This window comes from Chloroflexus aurantiacus J-10-fl (assembly GCF_000018865.1).
Taxonomy (GTDB): domain Bacteria; phylum Chloroflexota; class Chloroflexia; order Chloroflexales; family Chloroflexaceae; genus Chloroflexus; species Chloroflexus aurantiacus.
The window spans coordinates 928,296-949,523 of the sequence record NC_010175.1 but is presented as its reverse complement, the minus strand read 5'-3'; the positions used below and the strand labels follow the sequence as shown (position 1 = coordinate 949,523).

Genomic DNA, 21,228 nt, shown 5'->3' with positions numbered 1-21,228 from the left:
GTGCTCTGGCTCATTGAGACGATGGCCAGTCAATCAGCACATAGATCTCGTCATTGATGATCTCAACCGGGTAGGTAGCGATACGTAGCCCCACCGGTGGCACGATACTCTTGCCGGTACGCACATCGTATGTCCATCCGTGCCAGGGACATGTGACGGTGTGATCAATCAATACCCCCGCCGAGAGTGGGCCACCTTCGTGTCGGCAACTGTCGCTAAAGGCGTAGATGTCACCACCAACATTGGCGATCCCGATTGGCAGTCCATCAATCTCAACGTATCGCATCTGACCTGGTAGTAATTCGTGACGATGACAAATTTTAAACCGTTCCACAGGCGCTACTCCATTGACAGGCGAGGTATTTATGATTACAGTACCATTACAATATACGCCCTCATACGTTATAATACGCATTATACATATTACTGGATCGGAAACTCTTGCCACAATTCGAGGTGCCTTATGCCGCCGCTTGCGATCAATCAGCGCCAACTGGAAACGCTCAGTCAACTGCTTATTGCCGGCGGTCACCACGAAGTGGCTGATCTCTTGCAGGCATCGCTTGATCGCCTGATCGCTTTCTGGCCGGCTCAGGCCGGTGCATTGCTCTACGTTTCGCCATACGGTGAAACGACGAAGGTGATGCACGGCAAACTCGATGCTGAAACGTTGTTGTTGATCGAGCAGGCGCGCGATGGCTTCACCCGTCGTGACGATAATGGCGAACCGATTGTCGGCTCGTATTCGATTGACGAGGGGCGTGACCTTATCGAGTTGCCATTACAGAGCGGCGGGCAGGGTGTGGGACTGCTGCACCTGGTGGTCAGCCGTAACAATCAGCAGTCGGGGGGGCATCCACCCCTGGATGAGGAGTTGCTTGTGCTGCTGGTGCGGGCAATTGGTGGTGAAGCCGATAAGCTGGCCATGTTGCGCCGGGCCGAGCGGGATTTACGCGAGCTGCATCTACTCTACGAGATCGGCCAGTCACTGGCAGTGAATCTCGATCTCGCCAGTCTGCTGAACGATATTAAGTTACGCGCCCCCAAAGTTGTTGGGGCCGAGCGCTGCTCAATCTTTATTCTCGATGAAGAGACGAATGAGTTAGTCCTCGAAATTCCCGGCGAGCAGCGTCAGTATCGGATGCCGGCTGATCGTGGGATTGCCGGTTGGGTGGTGACGCATGGCGTTGGTCAGATTGTGAATGATGTCGAACACGATCCGCGCTGGTACGATGCGATTAGCCGTGAAGCCGATTTTGTCACCCGCTCGATAGTGTGTGTGCCGATGCGGGTGAAGGATCGGGTGATCGGTGCCATGCAGTTGTTGAATAAGGCGAACGGTCAGCCGTTCACCGATCAGGATATGCAATTGCTGACAACGCTGGCGGCTCAGGCGGCCATTGCTATCGAGAATGCCCGCCTCTATCAACGGCTGAAGGAAGAGCGTGACCGGCTGTTGCTGAAAGAGGCCGAGGTACGCCACGCTATTGCGCGCGATTTGCACGATGGCCCCACTCAGAGTATCGCGGCAATCGCGATGAATATTGAGTTCATTAAGCGTCTGTTCAAGGCCATGCCTGAACGAGTTCCGGCTGAACTCGATACCCTGGCTGAACTGGTGCAAAAAACGACCCACGACATTCGCACGTTACTGTTCGAGTTGCGTCCTCTCGGCCTCGAAACGCAGGGTCTGCTGGCAACATTGCAACAGTACGTTGAACGTTGGCGCGATCCATCTGGTAGTGATACGAAGTTGCGCCTGGAAGCACCGGCTCAGGTGCCACGCCTGTCACCCGAAGTTGAAGCAGCCGTCTTCATTATTTTGCAAGAGGCGGTGAATAATGCCCGCAAGCACGCGCACAGTGATACGATCACTATCTATTTGTATGTTGAAGAGGATCACTTTGTAGCCAGTGTGCGTGATCGCGGGCGGGGCTTCAATGTTGCTGCGGTGGAAAGTGGCTATGTGAATCGCGGTAGTCTCGGCCTGTTGAATATGAAAGAACGGGCACGTCTGATTGGTGCCGATCTGCGTATTCGTAGTGAGATCGGTCAGGGGACAACGGTTGAATTGCGTATTCCACTGAGTCAAGCGCGTTGATGCAGGGTTTGGCCGCGACAGACGACGCTCGCCTTGCCTGCATCCCGGTCATCCGCCAAGACCTGCGCAGGTTGAGTTTGGTTGCCGTCTACCCGACACAGCTCAACCACGACCTGAGTCGGGCATCTCTCCTATCAAGTCTAGTGTCGCAGGGTTCATACCCCGTGATCCGACGCTCACCCTTGCTGATCACAATTATCTGGCCGATCAAAGATGAAGAGGGTGGATTTCTAACCCACCCTCTTCCCGTGCGTCGTACTACTATCACCCAGCCTACCCGGCACGGGCGCTAAGCGCCTCTTTAACCAGGCCGGCAATATCGGTTGGCATCCGGGCAACGCGCACCCCAACACTTTCCAGCGCGGCGATCTTTTCCTGGGCGGTTCCTTCGCCACCGCTGATGATCGCACCGGCGTGTCCCATGCGTTTACCGGGCGGCGCTGTCTGGCCCGCAATGAAGCCTACCACTGGCTTCGTCACATGGGCCTTAATGTAAGCGGCGGCCTCTTGTTCGGCGGTACCACCAATTTCGCCAATCAGAACAATCGCCTCAGTTTGTGGATCAGCCTCAAACATGCTTAATACATCAATGAAATTTGTCCCGATAATCGGATCGCCGCCAATGCCGACGATAGTGCTCTGCCCAATGCCCAGCCGGGTGAGCGCATCAACCGCTTCATAGGTCAGGGTACCCGATTTGCTCACGATCCCAACCGGGCCGGGCATCGCGATGTTACCGGGAATGATGCCCACTTTGGCTGCTCCTGGCGTAAGCAAGCCGGGACAGTTCGGCCCGATCAGGCGCACGCCGCACTCTTGCACAAAGGCGTAGGTACTGACCATATCGAGTGCCGGGATGCCCTCGGTAATACACACGATGAGCGGAATACGGGCGGCTGCCGACTCGCGAATGGCATCGGGCGCAAAGGGTGCAGGCACATAGATAACCGCAGTGTTGGCGCCGGTTGCAGCGACTGCTTCCGCTACTGTATTGAAGACAGGCACTCGGCCATCAATCGCCTTCTGACCACCACGTCCGGGGACGACGCCGGCAACGACATTTGTCCCATACTCGATCATCTGGCGGGTGTGAAATTCACCCTCTTTACCGGTAATTCCCTGTACCAACAGTCGGGTGTTGGCATCGATCAGAATGCTCACTCGTTCCTCCTTAATAAAGTACAGATATACGATGCGATATGCTTTATCTTAATACGTGTCGCTATTTCGCGGTTCAAGGTTTGTGCCTTCAGCCTCCTGCACAATGGCAACACCTGCCGACGTGCCGATTCGGGTTGCCCCGGCTGCGATCAGTTCCTGGGCCATTGCCAGTGAACGCACGCCACCTGATGCTTTGACGCCAATGGTCGGCCCTACCGCTGCCCGCATGAGGCGAATATCGGCAACGGTCGCCCCACCCGGCCCGAAACCGGTGCTGGTTTTCACAAAGTCGGCACCCGCCCGTACTGCCAGCATACAGGCCATCACCTTCTCAAAATCGGTCAACAGGCCAGTTTCCAGAATAACTTTTACTAATACGCCACTGGCATGGGCAGCATCGGTAACAGCCCGAATATCATCAACCACAGCGTGATATTCACGTCCGCGAAGTGCCCCAATCGCCAGCACCATGTCTACTTCACGTGCCCCATGCCCGATAGCCTGTACTGTCTCGAAGACCTTCACTTTTGTTGTGGTGGCTCCGAGCGGGAAGCCTATCACCGTGCAGACCCGCACTGCCGAACCGCTGAGCGCACGCGCACAACGTTCAACATAACGCGGATTGACACAAACACTGGCGAACCGGTAACGCTCGGCCTCGCTGCACAGCCGGTCAATCTGATCAACTGTCGCTTCAGGCTTGAGCAGTGTATGGTCGATAAAACTGGCAATAGGGGTATCTGAAGCAGGTGGGACTGGTGGATGCGCCAGGGGTGTACCAACCGGTAATCCAACCAGGGCATCTATGTGTGACCGCACCTGTGCGATTAGATCTTCCACGACGAGGCTCCTCTTGACGACTGGCGCCAGGTTCTGACATCATTCACGATGCTATTGTAGCATAGCCGCGCAAGCTGCTTGCTGAACAGCAATGATAGGCATGTGCTCGCAGAGGAGAGGGTATGACGCGATTTGATGCTATCGGCGTGGGAATTGCCAGTTGGGATCTTGTCGGCGTGACTGCAACGTCACCGGTGTTAGGTCAGAAGCAACCGCTTGCCGGATATACGGAGATGGGTGGTGGGCCGGTCGCGACTGCGCTGGCGACCATGGCCCGTTTCGGTGCTCAGGTAGCGCTGGTCAGTGCTGTTGGCGATGATCACTACGGTATGGCGATCAAGGCCGAGTTGACCAGATTCGGGGTTGACACCTCGTTCGTTGTGACCGGTCGTGGCTCTTCGCATATTGCGTTCGTGTTGGCCGAACCCGGGAGTGATCGGCGAACGGTATGGTGGTACAACGAGCCGACGGTGTTTGCCGATCTCTCATTTCCTGCCGAACTGGCAGGACAAACCCGTGCGTTGTTGATTGACTCTCACCTACCGGCGGCTCTCTCTGCGGCTCGTCAGGTACGGGCTGCTGGAGGACGAATAATGATTGATGCCGAGCGGGTCAATCCAACAGTGCTGGAATTACTACCACTCTGTGATGATATTGTCGTCTCTGCCAATTTTGCCCGTGCAGTCACCGGCCTTTCCGACATAGTAATGGCAACTCAGGCATTGGCTGAACGGTATCGTACACTGGTTGTCGTTACCGCCGGTGAAGCCGGTAGCTGGGCCTGTCACAATGGTGAACTCATTCACACGCCGGCCTTTCCCACTACGCCGGTGGACACAACCGGTTGTGGTGATGTCTTTCACGGTGCCTTACTGTTCGCGTTGTTGCGCAATGATCCATTGCCGGCAGCCTTACGCTTCGCCAGCGCAGCGGCTGCGCTCAAGACACGCGGACTCGGTGGTCGAACTGCGTTACCATCGCTCGCCGAGGTTGAGGCCTTGGTTCGCACTACCACTGCGCAGTAGCAAGATACGGTTAATGTGTATGGTGAGATCAGACAATCGGTAAAACTGCATCAGAAAGCAATATGTCGGTGGCGAAGACTGATACTTTGTAACAGGCCAATGGCGATCAGGGTGGTCACCATAAAGCTGCCTCCCGCCGAGACGAACGGCAATGGCAGACCGGTTACCGGCAGGAGACTCATGTTCATGCCAATGTTGATGACGGTGTGACTGAAGAGCATCCCGAAAATACCGAGCGCTATCAATCGGCCAAACTGATCACGCGCTTTGCCAGCAATAGAGAGGGTCTGCCAGAGTACGACCGCCTGAAAGATGATCAGCACCACACCACCGATAAACCCTAATTCTTCGCCGATAACAGCGAAGATGAAGTCGGTGTGCTGCACCGGCACGTAATTGCCCTGACTGAACAGGCCACGGGTGAGGCCGGTGCCGGTCAGACCGCCGGAACTGATTGCATTGAGTGCCTGAATGACGTTATAAGCGGCATTAAAATCAACAGCCGCCGGATTAGTGAGCAAGTAGTAGAATGTACTGAGCCGAACTTGCTGATAGGTATCGAGCACGTAGTGCCACGCGATCCATGCGAGTGGGATGGCGGCAATGAACAGGGTGATCAACTGGACCAACCGCATGCCACCACCCCACGCCATCGTCAGCCAGATGCCGGCCAGAACCAGCGTTGTGCCCAGGTCGGGCTGGATAAAGATCAACGCCATTGGTACACCGGCGATCAATAATCCACCTATCTGCACCAGCCAGCTTCCACCACGATCAGCGTAGTGCTGCCAGTACGTGGCCAGCGCAATGATGAGCACGAGTTTGCCCAGTTCAGCAGGTTGAAACGTTCGTTCACCGATGGCAATCCAGCTCTGCGCACCTTCACTTACGCGGCCGATTACCAATACCGCACCCAGTAGTAGTATTGTGCTGACGTAGAGTGGGCGCGCCAGGCTGGAAAGCAAGCGGTAATCAAACGACATCATGGCGACCATGGCGATCAGGCCGACAACGATATATACGATTTGACGTCCGAAGACCGGACGTAATGGTAAGCCATTACCGGCCACTGCATTCAGGGTTGCACTGTGGAGTGCCAGGCTGCCAATAATCAGCAGGACAGCTACACTGACCAAAATGCCCCAATCCAGATCCCGCCAGCGCCGCGTTTCCACTGGGTACCTCGTTATGTCGTTGTTGTCCAGGTCGTGAACAACTCTGCTGGTATTGTATCTCTGCCGTGCTCAGTATCCATGTGTCAGATGTCTGGCGTTGGGAAGCCATGCTTCCGCGCCTGTCGTGCTCTATATTTGGATGCACATGGCACCTGCCGGACTTTGCCCGGATGGTTAGACTGCTATTAATTGTCAGGTGTGTCTATTGTGCACGAGCAGAAGCCTATATCAGCGCGCTATGAAACAACTGCTACTTTGTCTGAGCTACGTCACAACGCACCAGAGGTCGCTCGATGGCTGCTGCTACCCGATGCAATTGCTTCATCAGATCGGCAAAACTCTCAGGCACCAGTGACTGTGTCCCGTCGCAAACGGCAAAAGCTGGATTGTCATGCACCTCAATGATCAAACCATCAGCGCCGGCAGCAATGGCAGCTCGCGCCATCGGAATCACCATGTCGGCCCGACCACTGGCATGCGACGGATCAACAATGACCGGTAGGTGCGAAAGCTGCTTGATCAAGGGCACCGCTCCCAGATCAAGGGTAAAGCGCAGACTGTCATCGAACGTGCGAATACCTCGTTCACACAAAACAACGTTTGGGTTACCTTCGGCCAGAATATACTCTGCCGCCAGCAACAAATCCTTCACGGTAGCCGCAAAGCCGCGTTTGAGTAGTACCGGGTGGCGGGTACGCCCAACTGCCCGCAACAGCGAGTAGTTTTGCATATTGCGCGCACCGATTTGCAGCATGTCGGCATACTGCACGACGAGCGGTAGTGTCTCGGTGTCCATCACTTCCGTGACCACCGGCATCCCGGTTAACGCCCGTGCTTCAGCCAGAATTTGTAAGCCGGCCTCCCCCAATCCCTGAAAGGAATAGGGTGAGGTGCGCGGTTTATAGGCCCCACCACGGAGGATGACTGCACCGGCGGCCTGTACCGCTCTTGCTACATTGAAGGTCTGTTCGCGGCTTTCGACCGTACATGGCCCGGCAATGATGGTAATGCCCGATCCACCGATGGGAATGCCACCAACGTCGACAACGGTGTCCAGCTCTTTGAATTCCCGGCTCACCCGTTTGTAGGGTGCTGTGACCCGGATCAATTGACTCACGCCGGGCAACCGTTGTAATCGTCCGGCCTGTTCAATTGGGCCTTGATTTCCTGTAATTCCGATGGCTGTGCGTGTTGGCCCAGGCATCGGATGTGGAGTGAATCCCATCGCCCGGATTTCAGCGCAGACCGCTTCGATCTGCTCCGCCGTGGCATGTGCTTCCATGACTACTAGCATAGACAAGGCGGCGGTTGGCGGCAAGCATCAGGTTGCGCCAACCGCATTGACGGACGTAGTGTCCGTTATTCGGAACAACGACTATTCGTAGATCCAGTTGTCGAGCGCACGATTCCACTCGCCAATTAGCTCGTGCGGTTGGAAGAAGATCGCTGTCTCGCGCTCACCACTTTCCGGCGAGTCCGAAGCGTGAATCAGATTGCGACCAATGTCTACTCCAAAGTCGCCCCGGATCGTCCCCGGTGCTGCTTTGGCCGGATTTGTGGCGCCTACCATTGCCCGCACCAGCTCCACGGTGCCCGGCTTTCCGGCAACGACTGCCACAACGACCGGTGCAGAGGTGATGTAGCTGACCAGACCGTTGAAGAAGCTCTTGCCTTCGTGCTCGGCGTAGTGGCGGCGCGCCAGAGCCTCGTCGACCTGCATCAGCTTGAGGCCCTGAAATTTCAAGCCCCGCTGTTCAAAGCGGCTGATGATAGCGCCGATCAATCCTCGTTGTACGGCGTCAGGTTTCAAGATTAACAGTGCACGTTCCATGGATACCTCATAACATTAAGAAACAGGTCTGTTTCCCGCGGTCAGTATACCACATACAAAATGCTGACAAACAAAAATCGACAGGTTGTTACCTGTCGATCTGTGCTCTGAGCTACCATTGAAGGCGCGTTAGATCGGAACGGCCTCACTGATCCGTTTGGCCGCACGGCGCATTTCCATCTTGACCAGGCCGAGATTGACCGTGCGCTGTGTGATCACCACCAGGATTAGCTCTTTGGCTTCCAGCAGTAAGATCGAGCCGTCTTTGGCATCAATAATGGAGTCAACTAAATGTCCGACTCCGAGTCGGCGGGTCGCTTTATCAATTTCACCGAAGACTGCCGCGGACATTGCTCCCAGTATTTCGGCATCTTCTTCATCGAGCAGTGTGCTGGCTACGACCAGGCCATCTTTGCCGACCAGCAAACTGCCAATCACACCGTCGACCCGAATGAGATCTTCTACGATGCGGCGCATGCTAAACCTTTCTTGTGGTGCCATCGCGGAGTCTGCTTTCTCTACATAAGAAAGACGGATACCTCACTTATTCGGCAAATGTGACGCTGTAAGTGGCAATCGCCTCTTCCAGTCGTCCCTGACGCGAGTACACATCACCAAGGATGCGATATAACTGACGAAGAACTGGCGTGTCCTCGATGGTGTTGATAAGGTCTTCCAGCTCCTCGGCCATTCGATCAAGCAGTGTCGTGTGCTTGAGTAAGCGACGATAGATGACAGCCATTAGCTCGGCCTGCCCGGTTTGCGCACAGAGGCGGGCAATGGTGAAAGCCAGAGAGTGATTGGCCGGATTGGTGCTCAGTTGTCGTAAGTAATCGTCGATTGTTGCATTACCGGTAGGAATAAAGTCTTCTGGTGCCCGTGGCCGAATTGGTGCCCGTGCCGAACGACCACGCCCGCTGGTCAGAGCTTCACGGCGGGCAAAACGAAGATCGTCACGAGTCGGTGCTACACTTCGTCGCTCTTCTCTTGTCGGCGTCCGTAACATCGGTTGCGCTTTAGGTCGTTCGCTGAGTGGTGGCAACACGACTCGTGCCGGTTCACTCGTCATCGGCTCAGGCGGTGCATTCCAGATGTCATCAAGCGCCTCCAGTGGTTCCGGCACGAAGCCAGTATCTTCTGGTGCTGGCGGCGGCGGTGGTTCCTCTACCCGTGGAGCGGTGCGTACAGCTTTTGCTACCGGTGCGGTTTCGGCAATGCTGAAATCAAACAGGTCATCCTCAGCCGCCCCCGTCCCCGACGGCGAAGCCGCTTGCTGGGCCGCCTCAAGCTGGGCAATCTCCTCCGGCGACAACCCCAGCTCTTCGAGCGAGAAGGGGGTCAGCTCCGGTTCAGCGGAAGCTGCCGGCTGTGCCTGCTGCTGTTGGGCGGCCTCAAGCTGGGCAATCTCCTCCGGCGACAGTCCCAGCTCTTCGAGCGAGAACGGTGTCAGCTCCGGTTCGGCAGGCGCGGCGGGCTGGGCCTGCTGCTGGGCCGCCTCAAGCTGGGCAATCTCCTCCGGCGACAACCCCAGCTCTTCGAGCGAGAAGGGGGTCAGCTCCGGTTCAGCGGAAGCTGCCGGCTGTGCCTGCTGCTGTTGGGCGGCCTCAAGCTGGGCAATCTCCTCCGGCGACAGTCCCAGCTCTTCGAGCGAGAACGGTGTCAGCTCCGGTTCGGCAGGCGCGGCGGGCTGGGCCTGCTGCTGGGCCGCCTCAAGCTGGGCAATCTCCTCCGGCGACAGGCCTAGCTCTTCGAGCGAGAAGGGCGTCAGCTCCGGTTCGGCAGAGGCGGCGGGTTGGGCCTGCTGCTGTTGGGCGGCCTCAAGCTGGGCAATCTCCTCCGGCGACAGTCCCAGTTCTTCGAGCGAGAAGGGCGTCAGCTCCGGTTCGGCAGGCGCGGCGGGTTGGGCCTGCTGTTGGGCGGCCTCAAGCTGGGCAATCTCCTCCGGCGACAGGCCCAGTTCTTCGAGCGAGAAGGGGGGCAGTTCCGGTTCGGCGGAGGCTGCCGGTTGGGCCTGCTGCTGTTGGGCGGCCTCAAGCTGGGCAATCTCCTCCGGCGACAGGCCCAGTTCTTCGAGCGAGAAGGGCGTCAGCTCCGGTTCGGCAGGCGCGGCGGGTTGGGCCTGCTGCTGGGCGGCCTCAAGCTGGGCAATCTCCTCCGGCGACAGTCCCAGTTCTTCGAGCGAGAAGGGGGTCAGTTCCGGTTCGGCGGAGGCTGCCGGTTGGGCCTGCTGCTGTTGGGCGGCCTCAAGTTGGGCAATTTCCTCCGGCGACAGGCCTAGCTCTTCGAGCGAGAAGGGGGTCAGCTCCGGCTCGGCGGAAGGTTGTGCCAGGGCTGGCTCTTCATCGAATGGGGTTAAATCCGCCGTCGCTGATGAGGTTGCTGGAGCAGGTTCTTCCTCATTTAGCTCGGCCTCCATATCGATAATCTCATCGCCATCCCGTATCTGAATGCCGGCCCGGTAAAGCGACCAGCCAATCTGCTCAATCCGGTCAGCTTCCTGTTCGGGGTCTTTCACCACAGCGATAATATCGGTCAGATCGACGTACCCCTGGCGATGTCCCAGTTTTATCAAACGGTTGAGATCGGGGTCGCCGGTATCGATCATCGGTTCTTCATCATCAGAGAGGACTACTGTCTCAAAGTTACCCAGGCTGATACTGTCTATTTCATCGGGTGAAAGCCCAAGCTCACTACTGGTTGTTGCCCCACTCTCAATATCTTCAAACGAGAATGGCTCAAGATCGGCAAACTCATCAAGTGAGAAGGGTTCGACCCCAGGCAACTCAAACGATGGCTCTGCACTTGCTGTATCCAGATGTGCAAACACATCGTCTGTAGAACCAGTTGATGACAGCAGGCTATCAATTGGCTCATCGGTGAAGACCATCGTTTCACTTGTGGTCGCCGGTTGCTGCGCCGCCTCAAGCTGGGCAATCTCCTCCGGCGACAGGCCGAGTTCTTCGAGCGAGAAGGGGGTCAGCTCCGGCTCGGCAGGGGTTGCGGGTTGGGACTGTTGCTGTTGAGCGGCCTCAAGCTGGGCAATCTCCTCCGGCGACAACCCCAGCTCTTCGAGCGAGAAGGGGGTCAGCTCCGGTTCGGCAGGGGTTGCGGGTTGGGACTGTTGCTGTTGTTGGGCGGCCTCAAGCTGGGCAATCTCCTCCGGCGACAGGCCTAGCTCTTCGAGGGAGAAGGGGGTCAGCTCCGGCTCGGCAGGCGCGGCGGGTTGGGCCTGCTGCTGGGCGGCCTCAAGCTGGGCAATCTCCTCCGGCGACAGGCCTAGCTCTTCGAGGGAGAAGGGGGTCAGCTCCGGCTCGGCAGGGGCTGCCGGCTGGGCCTGCTGTTGGGCAGCTTCAAACTGAGCGATCTCTTCCGGCGACAGGCCTAGCTCTTCGAGGGAGAAGGGGGTCAGCTCCGGCTCGGCAGGGGCTGCCGGCTGGGCCTGCTGTTGGGCAGCTTCAAGCTGAGCGATCTCTTCCGGCGACAGGCCTAGCTCTTCGAGGGAGAAGGGGGTCAGCTCCGGCTCGGCAGGGGCTGCCGGCTGGGCCTGCTGTTGGGCAGCTTCAAGCTGAGCGATCTCTTCCGGCGACAGGCCTAGCTCTTCGAGGGAGAAGGGGGTCAGCTCCGGCTCGGCAGGGGCTGCCGGCTGGGCCTGCTGCTGTTGGGCAGCTTCAAGCTGGGCAATCTCCTCCGGCGACAGGCCTAGCTCTTCGAGGGAGAAGGGGGTCAGCTCCGGCTCTTTCGGCAGGTTGACCGGCTCACTCTTTTCACTCAGAGCGCGAACCGCACCGGTTGGCGCCAGACTCTCATCGATACTTGCCTTTGGGATGCGGAATGTACCGGTTAGACGCTCAGGTGTATCGTCATCCTCGCGAAGCGACACATCATCATTTGAGAAATAAGCGGCGACATCAGTTTCAGTTAGCTCAACCGGTGACAATGGTGGCTCCTCGACCGGAGGCAACGAAGCCGCCCGTTCGACCAGCTTACTGAAAATCGATGGGCCACCCTGCTCTGGCTCTTGGGGTAACTTGATACCACCACCGCGAGCTGATGGCTCTTGCCAGCTATAAATCCCTGGCTCGATAGACTCGGTGTGTGCTTCGGGAGATGCTGATACTGCATCATCAAGTGCCAGATCGTCGAGCGAGAAGGGCTGAAGTGTGGCCGGTAGTTCATCACTCGCCGATGTTGCACCGAAATCAAGATCGTCAAGGGAAAATGGTTGCAGACCGCTCAGTTCATCGGCAAAGGTGTCGGCTCCGCCGGTTGTTGTTGATCTGCCTTCGAGCTGGGCAATCTCTTCTGGTGACAGACCCAGTTCTTCGAGCGAGAAGGGTTGCAGGGTCGGTTCGGCGCTGGCCGCAGCAGCGGGCGCCTGACCTTCGAGCTGGGCAATCTCTTCTGGTGACAGACCCAGTTCTTCGAGCGAGAAGGGTTGCAGGGTCGGTTCGGCGCTGGCCGCAGCAGCGGGCGCCTGGCCTTCAAGTTGGGCAATCTCTTCTGGTGACAGGCCCAGTTCTTCGAGGGAGAAGGGTGTCAGCTCCGGTTCGGCGCTGGCCGCAGCAGCAGGCGCCTGGCCTTCAAGTTGGGCAATCTCTTCTGGTGACAGGCCCAGTTCTTCGAGGGAGAAGGGTGTCAGCTCCGGTTCGGCGCTGGCCGCAGCAGCGGGCGCCTGACCTTCAAGCTGGGCAATCTCTTCTGGTGAAAGGCCCAGTTCTTCGAGCGAGAAGGGTTGCAGGGTCGGTTCAGCGCTGGCAGGTGTGGTTTCGGTTACACCTACTCCAATTTCATCAAGTGTCAGGCCGGTTGGTGTAGCTGATGAGAGGGGTAAATCCAGATCAAAATCGAACTCATCCCGCTCAGCAGGTGGTTGTGTCGGTTCAGCCACACTGGTTGCTGCTGGTGGCGAAAAGAGCAGCATAGCCAGCAGATCATCGTCTGAAGTGGCAGCTACTGCGGCTGCCACCGGGCTGGCTGCCGGTGTCAACCAGCCTGTCTCGGCAAAGAAATCGTCCGCCGGCGTCGATGCAGGTTGCTCCGCTGCCACTGAAGCTGCGCGTCGCGCCTGCCATTCGGCCTCGTCCCATGCCGGCAGGGAAACGTCAGGTGTTGGTATACCGACCGGCAGCGTGTCAAACAGAAGTTTTGCGACTGTCTGGTAGGGATCAATACGTTGCGCAACCCGCCAGTAATCAAGCCCGCGCTGATCGCCATCTAATAGCAATATTCCGCCGAGGATCAGATTTGCCTTGAGCAGATGGGGTTGTTGCTTCAACGCATCCCGACACACGGTAGCTGCTTCATCCAGTTGACCGTCTCGCCAGAGTGCTTCAATCAGACCAACCCAGGCATCGAGCCGGTCAGGATGCTCAGCAATAACCTGTCGAAATTCGTGGATAGCCTGTGGCAACATATGACCACGGGCATACAGGCGGGCAAGACCAGGACGGCTCAGGCGGAGAGCGGCATGCTCGCTGCCCCAGGCTTCGGTGTAGAGACGTACCAACTGGGCACGTAGTTCGGGCATATCAGGACGGATCTCCAGTGCCTGCTCGAACTCGGCAATCGCCTTATCCAGCCGACCCTGCCATTCATACGCCATTCCCAGACCGACGTGGGCCGGAATATTTTCGGGGTCAACCTGTAAGACCTGTTCAAACGTTGCCGTTGCCGCAGGCAAATCGCGTTTTGCCAGATATGCCTCACCTAAAAGTCGTTGAGCTTCCAGGTTGTCTGGATGGTGTTCAAGGATATGCTGGATCAGGCCGATTGCCTGCTCGATCTGGTTCGCCTCGAGAAATGTTCTGGCTTGTGTATAGGCGTCTTGCAGGCTAATAGTCGCCATCCTGAATCCTCCCACATCATTACTGTTGGCGCCGCCGGAAAGTGAAACATCATGCGTTGAGGGAACGCCAGAGCAATGCGAATGATATTCGCCGCTTGCAAGCAGTATAGCACCGAATTATGGCAGGTGTGACACTTCGCAGCAGCTTATGTCTCGCGGCTTCTCAAGCAACGCATACGGCAGCTTACTACGTTCATGCCTCATGACTCGAAATGAGCCACGTCCTTTCAGGAATGCGATGCAGTAGCTTGAGGAACACCCAGGTCTATTTTACGCCGGGCAGGAGTTCCAGGTTATAACTGGTAACGATTCCTGCTGTTCGGGTGCCTCGCCAAAAGGCGAACACTATGCAATCCACAGGCTCACATTGTAAACAGTATAGCATATACGTTCACTGCATGCAATGTTTTGTCGGATGCAAACAGAAAATGTTGATTCACAACCTGCCTGAACATCTGATCGCAGACTGTAACACCAGTTTGAATAACGAATTCTGCAATCCCGGCAGATCGGCGCTAGCACAGCACTTCGGCATCCGAAAGCGAAATCTGCACCAGGATAGTGCTTGCGTTCTACGACGTTTGTGCAATGATTGACACCATTTGGTATAAGTATCACCACTAAATCATCAATGATGTTGCAGCAAGCGTATGTTTATCTGAAACGAACGTTATGGTAATAACTGATATTATCACCATTGTTTGCAAATCTCGTGTTACACAGCGTCACTCAACATTGGGGAGATAGGACTGAGGTTTGCTCTTCTTCCTGACCGGGGGATTAAACGATAAGACTGGCGAGTAAACACTCGCCAGTCTTGTCTGGTCGGGGCGACTGGATTTGAACCAGCGACCTCCTGAACCCCATTCAGGTGCGCTACCGGTCTGCGCTACGCCCCGAACGCCCCTTGATTATAGCGCGGTCGAGGCGAAGAGTCAAACATCACGCCAGATATGCGAGGCGAAGAAGCCGAGCGCAGCGCCGAAGGGAAGCGCGCCACCACCCCATATCAGCACGGCAGGAAAGAGAACTGCCAGCCACTGCTGCCATGGCGCATCAGGGGTTAGCTGGCCGGTGAACAAACCGATGATGACGGTGAATAATCCGCCCAGGATCATGGCCAGGATGGCCAGGACGAGTGCCCCATACATAGACCAGCGTAAACGACGTGCAGGTGATGGATCCATATCAACACCAGTGAACTCATTGTTGTCAAAGTGATCCGATGCTGTACAGGTATGGTACCTGCAAGTGCCTGTCATCGTCAACTCTGAATGAGATCAAACAAGCTGGCTTTTCTTCATCGATGCGCTGGTGAAGGTGTTGTCCTGATCTATACTGTGGTGGACTGAAAATATGATCTGCCACAGCGTCTACCTCATCAGGAAGACCTGAGTCAGACCGCTGTCCTCCGCTCTTCCCCATTGCGGGAGAGGGGCGGGGGGGAGAGCGTTCAGGACGCCTAAAGACCTGCCTCTACGCTCGCATGTGCAGTCTGCCTTTGAATGCTGATGGAAGCGATAGGCATACCTCAACACGTACTTGTAAGACCATGCGAGTGTTGCCCCTTTCTGTTATGGTCTCCGCTGACCCGATTCAGTTGCATCGGCACCATTTCTCACTGACACCGGGCTGAGGCAGGGGTAATATCAAATCCAGAAGGTATGACACACCAGCTACGACCTTGATGCTGTACCCGAATGATGCACCGCCGGACACCAGGGTAGGCGCACGGTTGCCGTGCCCCTACCCACTGAGTGAATGCACATTGTTGAGCAAGATGTATCCAGTGTGAGTATCGTGGTGCTGGTGCGGCTGAGTCAGGTCGCCATTGCAGTGTAGGGACGCACGGTTGTGCGCCCCTACCGGGCATCGGCAACATCGTTCCTGGCAAGTGCAAGGCCAACACACTGTACCCGTGTCTCATCCTGATACCACGTGATGGTGTAGGTACGGCATCGTATCGTCGGGGAAACCGGCGGAGACGCCCATCACGTCGGGCATCCGTATGGGTTTTCAACCAGCCTCACAATCCGTCGGTACACCACCGCCCTGATGGTATAGGTTCCGCATGTACACTTCGCTTGCGAACGAAATCGGTCAAGATCATTCTTGAGTTCTTGATCAAATATATTGACAAAATTGCTGTTCTCCTCTATACTCAAGCCTGCACCGGTGCAATCGTGCTCTACCTGGAAGAGAAAGTGAGGGCAACCGTGCAGACGCTCCATGTTCGCACTGCCAGGGTTGGTTCTATCAGTTCATCGGTACGCTGCACTCAGCTTTATGAGGGGCACCGTTTTAATCGGGTTTGGTGCTGTCCATTAATCCCCACTGCCGGCTCCTGTTCGATTGGTTGTACCGGCGGTTCAACCCTCACATAATAGCCGCCTGCCACCTGAGCTAGCGCTATCTGGCTCTGTTGGCTACAGGAGCCTGGAACAGGCAGGCGTTCGACAAAGCTATTAATTCCCCAGTGCCACCGCTGCCATTTGGGAGACCGAAACTTTGCGGGCCGTAGCATCGATATGCTACGAGTGGTCTGCTGTACTCAATTACAGTCTTGGGATAAGGAGATGTTTGTGTCCACTATTCCAACAACCCGATCAGGACTTGTCGTCTGGTTTACCGGGCTTTCTGGCGCCGGGAAAACAACGCTGGCACGGGCGCTGGCGACGCTGTTGCAAGAGGCCGGCTACCCGGTTGAACAGCTCGATGGCGATGTCGTTCGTGAACATTTGTCGAAGGGGTTAGGGTTTAGCCGCGAAGATCGTGATACGAATATCCGGCGGATTGGTTTTGTAGCCAATTTGCTGGCCAAACACGGTGTGATCGTGTTGGTCAGTGCGATCAGTCCCTACCGGGAAACACGTGCTGAGGTGCTGGCTGCCGCACCCAGAAAACTTGAGGTGTTTGTGGAGGCACCGCTAGATGTCCTCATTCAGCGTGATGTGAAGGGGCTGTACGCGAAGGCGTTGCGCGGCGAGATTGCGCAATTTACCGGTATCTCTGACCCTTACGAACCTCCGTTGCATCCCGATGTCCATCTGCGCACCGATCTGATGAGTTTGCCGGAGTGTCTGGATCATCTGCTGGCTGCGCTGGAACGGCTGGATATTGTGGTGAAGGTGAGTCACCAATGACAACACAATACTGGGACGCGAACACCGACCCTCGTGATGTCATTCGCTGGGCACTTGCCGGTTATCCCGATCTGCTGATGACCAGTGCATTCAATCTTAACGGGGTCGTGCTTATTGAGCTGGCAGCTCAGGCCGGTTTTGCGGGCGAGGTGGTTTTTGTGGATACCGGCTACCATTTTCCGGAGACCCTTGCCACTCGTGACCATCTGATCACGCGCTATCCCCAGATGCAGTTTGTCACCCTAAGTGCCGACCTGCCACCTGAACCGTGGGGGGAAGAGCAATTTCGGAGCGATCCCGATGGGTGCTGTCGCGTGCGAAAAGTTGCTCCCCTGCGTGAATATCTGGCGCGCAAGAATCCTTCTGCTCTTTTAAACGCTCGCAGTCGTGATCAGGCCGCAACCCGCCGGGATCTGGGTTTTGTCGAGATTGGTGAGCGGGTGCGGATCAATCCACTGGCCTACTGGCGGCGGGAGCAGATAGAGGCATTTGCGCAAGCCCATCACCTGCCGGTGAACCCATTGTACTGGGCCGGTTTCAAGAGTATCGGCTGCTGGCCCTGTACACGGGCCGTGCGCCCTGGTGAAGATGTGCGGGCCGGGCGTTGGTCGGGGAAGGGCAAGATTGAATGTGGCCTATGGATCGGTGAACAATCGCTGTGAACGAGGTGAGGTGATGATACCACAAACGAGTTCTCTCCCGAAGCCGCACGGTGGTGTTCTGGTTGAGCGGATTCGGGTTGCACATCCACGCGAATATGACCATCTGCCGGCACTTGAGCTTGATGAACGGGCGTATGCCGATCTCGAACTCATTGCCACCGGTGTCTATTCGCCGTTAGAAGGTTTTATGGGCCAGGCCGATTATCTGAGTGTGCTGGAAGAGATGCGCCTGACGAATGGTCTGCCGTGGAGTATCCCGATCACCCTGGGGGTGTCGGCACAGGATGCAGCTTCCTATCGAAAAACAGTTCGTTTGACGAAGGATGGGCGAACGGTAGGCTTGCTTGATGTCGAAGAGCAGTATCGACCTGATAAAGAGCATGAAGCACTGGCGGTCTATCGCACCACGGATCTCGCCCATCCCGGTGTTGCGGCGCTGTTTGCGCGAGGGGATGTCTATCTGGCCGGTAAGGTGCAATTGCTGACCCTGGATCGGGGGCCATTCCCCGAACACCACTATACGCCTCGCGAGACGCGACAACTGTTTCAAGAGCGGGGCTGGCAGACAATTGTCGCTTTCCAGACCCGAAATCCCATTCATCGTGCCCACGAGTATTTGCACAAAGTCGCACTAGAGTCGCTCGATGGTCTGTTCCTTCACCCGCTCGTCGGCTCTACCAAGTCGGATGATGTTCCGGCCCCGGTGCGGATGGCGGCCTATAAAGTTCTCCTCGAACGCTACTACCCGCAAAACCGGGTGTTGTTGGGTGTCTATCCGGCAGCAATGCGCTACGCCGGGCCACGTGAAGCAATTCTGCACGCCATCAGTCGCAAAAATTACGGCTGCACCCATTTCATCGTGGGGCGCGATCACGCCGGGGTTGGCAACTATTACGGCCCGTATGAGGCGCAGGCCATCTTTGACCATTTCCGTCCAGAGGAGATTGGCATCCATATTCTCAAGTTTGAGCAGACCTTCTATTGCGTAACCTGCGCCGCAGTTGTCTCGCCGCGTACCTGCCCTCACGATACCCAACATCACCTTGTTCTTTCAGGCACGCGGGTACGTGAATTGTTGCGCGCAGGATCGCCATTACCGCCGGAGTTTACCAGACCCGAAGTAGCTGAAGTGTTACGCGCTGCTTACCAGACGCTGTAGCCGGTACGAGGGTAAGATGCTCGAAGTGTTGCTTGGTTTGCTCATTGCTGTCAGCATTGGTCTGACCGGTGTTGGTGGTGGCACGATCACCACATCGGTGTTGATCCTTGGTCTGGGGATTGCGCCGGAAGTAGCGGTAGGCACAGCGCTGTTGTTTGCGCTGTGCGCCAAAATTCCGGCTGGCCTGATCTACTGGCAGCAGCAACAGGTACATCCGCAGACCCTCGCCCGGCTGCTGGCCGGTGGTGTGCCGGCTGTTGTGATCGGTAGCTTTCTGTTACACGCTTTGAAAAGCTATCGCGATGTAGTGCTGCTCGGTATTGGTTTGATCGTGCTGGTGGCCGCAGGGATCAATCTGTTCGTGACCCTGATCAAAGTGCCCTCATTTCATCTCGCACCGGGTTGGATGATTGCCGGCGCCGGATTTATCGGTCTTGAAGTAGGCTTCTCATCGGCTGGAGCAGGGGCTTTGGGCACGTTGTTACTGCTCAATACGACACGGCTCTCACCCCAGGCGGTGGTTGGCACCGATCTCTGGTTTGGTCTGATCCTCTCGGCAATTGGGGGCGGAATCCATACCGTTTTGGGGCAATTCGATCTCTGGTTATTTCTCAAGCTGACCGGTGGCGGCGTGATCGGCTCGCTGGCGGGAGCCTGGCTGGCCCAGCATGTCAGTCAGCGGCCATTCCGCCTGGGACTGCTGGCGTGGATGATGGTCATTGGCTCACACCTGGTGTTTCGCAGCCTGATGCGCTGATTGAGGTGATGTATGTACTATCCGGTGATGCTGGATTTACGCGATAAAAAGGTGCTCTTCATCGGGGGTGGTATCGAGACTGAGGTCAAGGTGCAGCGACTGGTGGATGCAGGTGCACGGGTCAGACTCATCTCACCGTTTGATCATCCGGCGCTGGATGCACTCGTGCAGGATGGCCGGCTCGACTGGCAACGACGTGCGTATCACTATGGTGATCTGGTAGGCTTCATGCTCTGTTTTGTCCATCTGCCAGATACAACTCTCAATGCCACCATTGCTGCCGAAGCCCGTGAACGCGGAGTCTGGCTGAACGCAGTCGATGATCCGCCCCATTGCGATTTTATCTTGCCCTCGATTCATCGTCAGGGTGATCTGGTCATTGCCATCTCGACCAGTGGTGTCGCACCGGCGCTGGCAGTGCGGATCAAAGAGCATCTGAGCGCAGTGTATGGCCCAGAGTACGCGGCATTTCTGGATGTGCTGCGCTCGTTTCGCTCGCTGGTCAAACAGGCTTACCCACATAGCTTTGCCGAACGACGCGCTGCCTGGTACCGCCTCGTAGACAGTGGAGCGCTGGCTATGCTGCGGGCAGGCGATTACGTTCAGGCGCAGAACCTGCTCTGGCAGGCTCTGTACGACACTGCTTCCGCTGTACCGGTCGATCTCAGCCTGCATCAACAGGAGGTGGTATGAGCAAGGTTTACCTGGTGGGTGCCGGCCCTGGTGATCCTGAATTACTTACGCTCCGTGCGCTACGGGTGCTCGGCGAAGCTGATGTGGTGCTGTACGACCGCCTGGTGTCTGCGGAGATTCTGGCGTATGTCAACCCGCAAGCTGAACGCATCTACGTCGGCAAAGCAAAGGGTGACCAGGATCGGGTGCAACGTGAGATTCTTCATCTGTTGTTGCACTATGCTCGCGCCGGACGCACGGTCGTGCGCTTGAAGGGCGGCGATCCCATGGTCTACGGGCGTGGTGCTGAAGAGTGGCTCTTTCTGGCTCAACACGGCATTACCGTTGAGTTAGTGCCCGGTCTCAGTTCAGCGCTGGCGTTACCGGGAATGGCCGGTATTCCGTTGACATTACGCGGTATTGGGCGAAGTTTTGCCGTGATCTGTGGTCAGGAGCAGGGTGGTGCTGCGCCTGAGATAGCTCCCTATGCCCGGATCGATACTCTGGTGATTCTGATGGGGGTTGAACGGCGGGCAGAACTGGCGCAGGCGCTGATCCAGGCCGGTCGTGACGCCTGGGAACCCTGCGCTTTTATCGAGAACGGCTCTACACCCAACGAACGTATTGTGCTGGCAGCGCTGGAAGCTGTGGCGCAGGGGCGGGTTGCGGTTCAGGCACCGGCAGTCTGGGTAATCGGCCCGGTGGTGGCGGTGCGCGAGCAATTGCAGGCGGTGGCTGCTGATGAACCGGTACATGCAATGCCTGTTCCGGCTTACACCGGGATGCATCAGGCCAGGGACGTGGTCGTTGTTGAACGCGGATAGCAATCCGTGAAGCTATGAGTGCGGAGAAAGTTT

Annotated in this window: 17 protein-coding genes and 1 tRNA gene; 8 read left to right on the top strand and 10 right to left on the bottom strand. The window is 56.8% G+C overall.

The genetic code is table 11. The features are described from left to right. Positions 1 to 10: 10 nt before the first annotated feature. A complete protein-coding gene (locus CAUR_RS03655; RefSeq protein ID WP_012256599.1) occupies positions 11 to 334 on the bottom strand; it encodes a Rieske (2Fe-2S) protein in 324 nt (107 codons plus the stop codon). A 129-nt stretch (positions 335 to 463) separates the two neighbouring features. Between CAUR_RS03655 and CAUR_RS03650 the strand changes: the two genes are divergently transcribed. Next, positions 464 to 2,101: a GAF domain-containing sensor histidine kinase gene (locus CAUR_RS03650; RefSeq protein ID WP_012256598.1), complete on the top strand. Its 1,638-nt coding sequence runs from the start codon at positions 464 to 466 to the stop codon at positions 2,099 to 2,101. Between the two features lie 273 nt (positions 2,102 to 2,374). Here CAUR_RS03650 and sucD read toward each other — a convergent pair whose 3' ends face one another. Both sucD and deoC read right to left on the bottom strand, forming a co-directional pair. Further along, on the bottom strand, positions 2,375 to 3,262 hold the full coding sequence (sucD, locus tag CAUR_RS03645; RefSeq protein ID WP_012256597.1) for a succinate--CoA ligase subunit alpha: 888 nt from the start codon (positions 3,260 to 3,262) through the stop codon (positions 2,375 to 2,377). A 48-nt stretch (positions 3,263 to 3,310) separates the two neighbouring features. Further along, entirely contained in the window at positions 3,311 to 4,102 is a 792-nt protein-coding gene (deoC, locus tag CAUR_RS03640; RefSeq protein ID WP_012256596.1) for a deoxyribose-phosphate aldolase, read from the bottom strand. A 122-nt stretch (positions 4,103 to 4,224) separates the two neighbouring features. Between deoC and CAUR_RS03635 the strand changes: the two genes are divergently transcribed. Continuing rightward, entirely contained in the window at positions 4,225 to 5,127 is a 903-nt protein-coding gene (locus CAUR_RS03635) for a sugar kinase (RefSeq protein WP_012256595.1), read from the top strand. 50 nt (positions 5,128 to 5,177) lie between these two features. Here CAUR_RS03635 and CAUR_RS03630 read toward each other — a convergent pair whose 3' ends face one another. From CAUR_RS03630 to CAUR_RS03600, 7 genes are all read right to left on the bottom strand, one after another. Beyond that, the gene (locus CAUR_RS03630) at positions 5,178 to 6,302 is read right to left on the bottom strand and encodes an FtsW/RodA/SpoVE family cell cycle protein (protein ID WP_012256594.1); all 1,125 of its coding nucleotides are present in this window, start codon (positions 6,300 to 6,302) and stop codon (positions 5,178 to 5,180) included. A gap of 250 nt (positions 6,303 to 6,552) precedes the next feature. Continuing rightward, positions 6,553 to 7,584 (bottom strand): 3-deoxy-7-phosphoheptulonate synthase, encoded by a 1,032-nt coding sequence (gene aroF, locus CAUR_RS03625; RefSeq protein WP_242605048.1) that lies wholly within the window; start codon positions 7,582 to 7,584, stop codon positions 6,553 to 6,555. Positions 7,585 to 7,677: 93 nt separating this feature from the next. Then, positions 7,678 to 8,133, bottom strand: coding sequence for a nucleoside-diphosphate kinase (ndk, locus tag CAUR_RS03620; protein WP_012256592.1), 456 nt, complete (start codon positions 8,131 to 8,133; stop codon positions 7,678 to 7,680). A gap of 129 nt (positions 8,134 to 8,262) precedes the next feature. Further along, the gene (locus tag CAUR_RS03615; RefSeq protein WP_242605047.1) at positions 8,263 to 8,634 is read right to left on the bottom strand and encodes a roadblock/LC7 domain-containing protein; all 372 of its coding nucleotides are present in this window, start codon (positions 8,632 to 8,634) and stop codon (positions 8,263 to 8,265) included. 43 nt (positions 8,635 to 8,677) lie between these two features. Next, on the bottom strand, positions 8,678 to 13,978 hold the full coding sequence (locus CAUR_RS03610; protein ID WP_012256590.1) for a tetratricopeptide repeat protein: 5,301 nt from the start codon (positions 13,976 to 13,978) through the stop codon (positions 8,678 to 8,680). An 822-nt stretch (positions 13,979 to 14,800) separates the two neighbouring features. After that, positions 14,801 to 14,877 (bottom strand) — tRNA-Pro (locus tag CAUR_RS03605). Between the two features lie 36 nt (positions 14,878 to 14,913). Continuing rightward, positions 14,914 to 15,165 carry a hypothetical protein gene (locus CAUR_RS03600; protein ID WP_012256589.1) on the bottom strand — a complete coding sequence of 84 codons (252 nt, stop codon included), beginning with the start codon at positions 15,163 to 15,165 and terminating at the stop codon, positions 14,914 to 14,916. 1,389 nt (positions 15,166 to 16,554) lie between these two features. Between CAUR_RS03600 and cysC the strand changes: the two genes are divergently transcribed. From cysC to cobA, 6 genes are read left to right on the top strand one after another with little or no spacing between them, the layout of a single operon-like run. Next, positions 16,555 to 17,121 carry an adenylyl-sulfate kinase gene (cysC, locus tag CAUR_RS03595; protein ID WP_012256588.1) on the top strand — a complete coding sequence of 189 codons (567 nt, stop codon included), beginning with the start codon at positions 16,555 to 16,557 and terminating at the stop codon, positions 17,119 to 17,121. Beyond that, positions 17,118 to 17,783, top strand: coding sequence for a phosphoadenylyl-sulfate reductase (locus tag CAUR_RS03590; protein ID WP_012256587.1), 666 nt, complete (start codon positions 17,118 to 17,120; stop codon positions 17,781 to 17,783). Before cysC ends, CAUR_RS03590 begins: the two co-directional genes overlap by 4 nt. A 13-nt stretch (positions 17,784 to 17,796) precedes the next feature. Further along, positions 17,797 to 18,942 (top strand): sulfate adenylyltransferase, encoded by a 1,146-nt coding sequence (gene sat / locus CAUR_RS03585; RefSeq protein ID WP_012256586.1) that lies wholly within the window; start codon positions 17,797 to 17,799, stop codon positions 18,940 to 18,942. Between the two features lie 16 nt (positions 18,943 to 18,958). Further along, positions 18,959 to 19,699: a sulfite exporter TauE/SafE family protein gene (locus tag CAUR_RS03580; protein ID WP_012256585.1), complete on the top strand. Its 741-nt coding sequence runs from the start codon at positions 18,959 to 18,961 to the stop codon at positions 19,697 to 19,699. A 12-nt stretch (positions 19,700 to 19,711) separates the two neighbouring features. Continuing rightward, a complete protein-coding gene (locus CAUR_RS03575) occupies positions 19,712 to 20,392 on the top strand; it encodes a precorrin-2 dehydrogenase/sirohydrochlorin ferrochelatase family protein (protein ID WP_012256584.1) in 681 nt (226 codons plus the stop codon). After that, positions 20,389 to 21,195, top strand: a complete 807-nt coding sequence (cobA, locus tag CAUR_RS03570) for a uroporphyrinogen-III C-methyltransferase (RefSeq protein ID WP_012256583.1) — start codon at positions 20,389 to 20,391, stop codon at positions 21,193 to 21,195. Before CAUR_RS03575 ends, cobA begins: the two co-directional genes overlap by 4 nt. Positions 21,196 to 21,228: the final 33 nt, after the last annotated feature.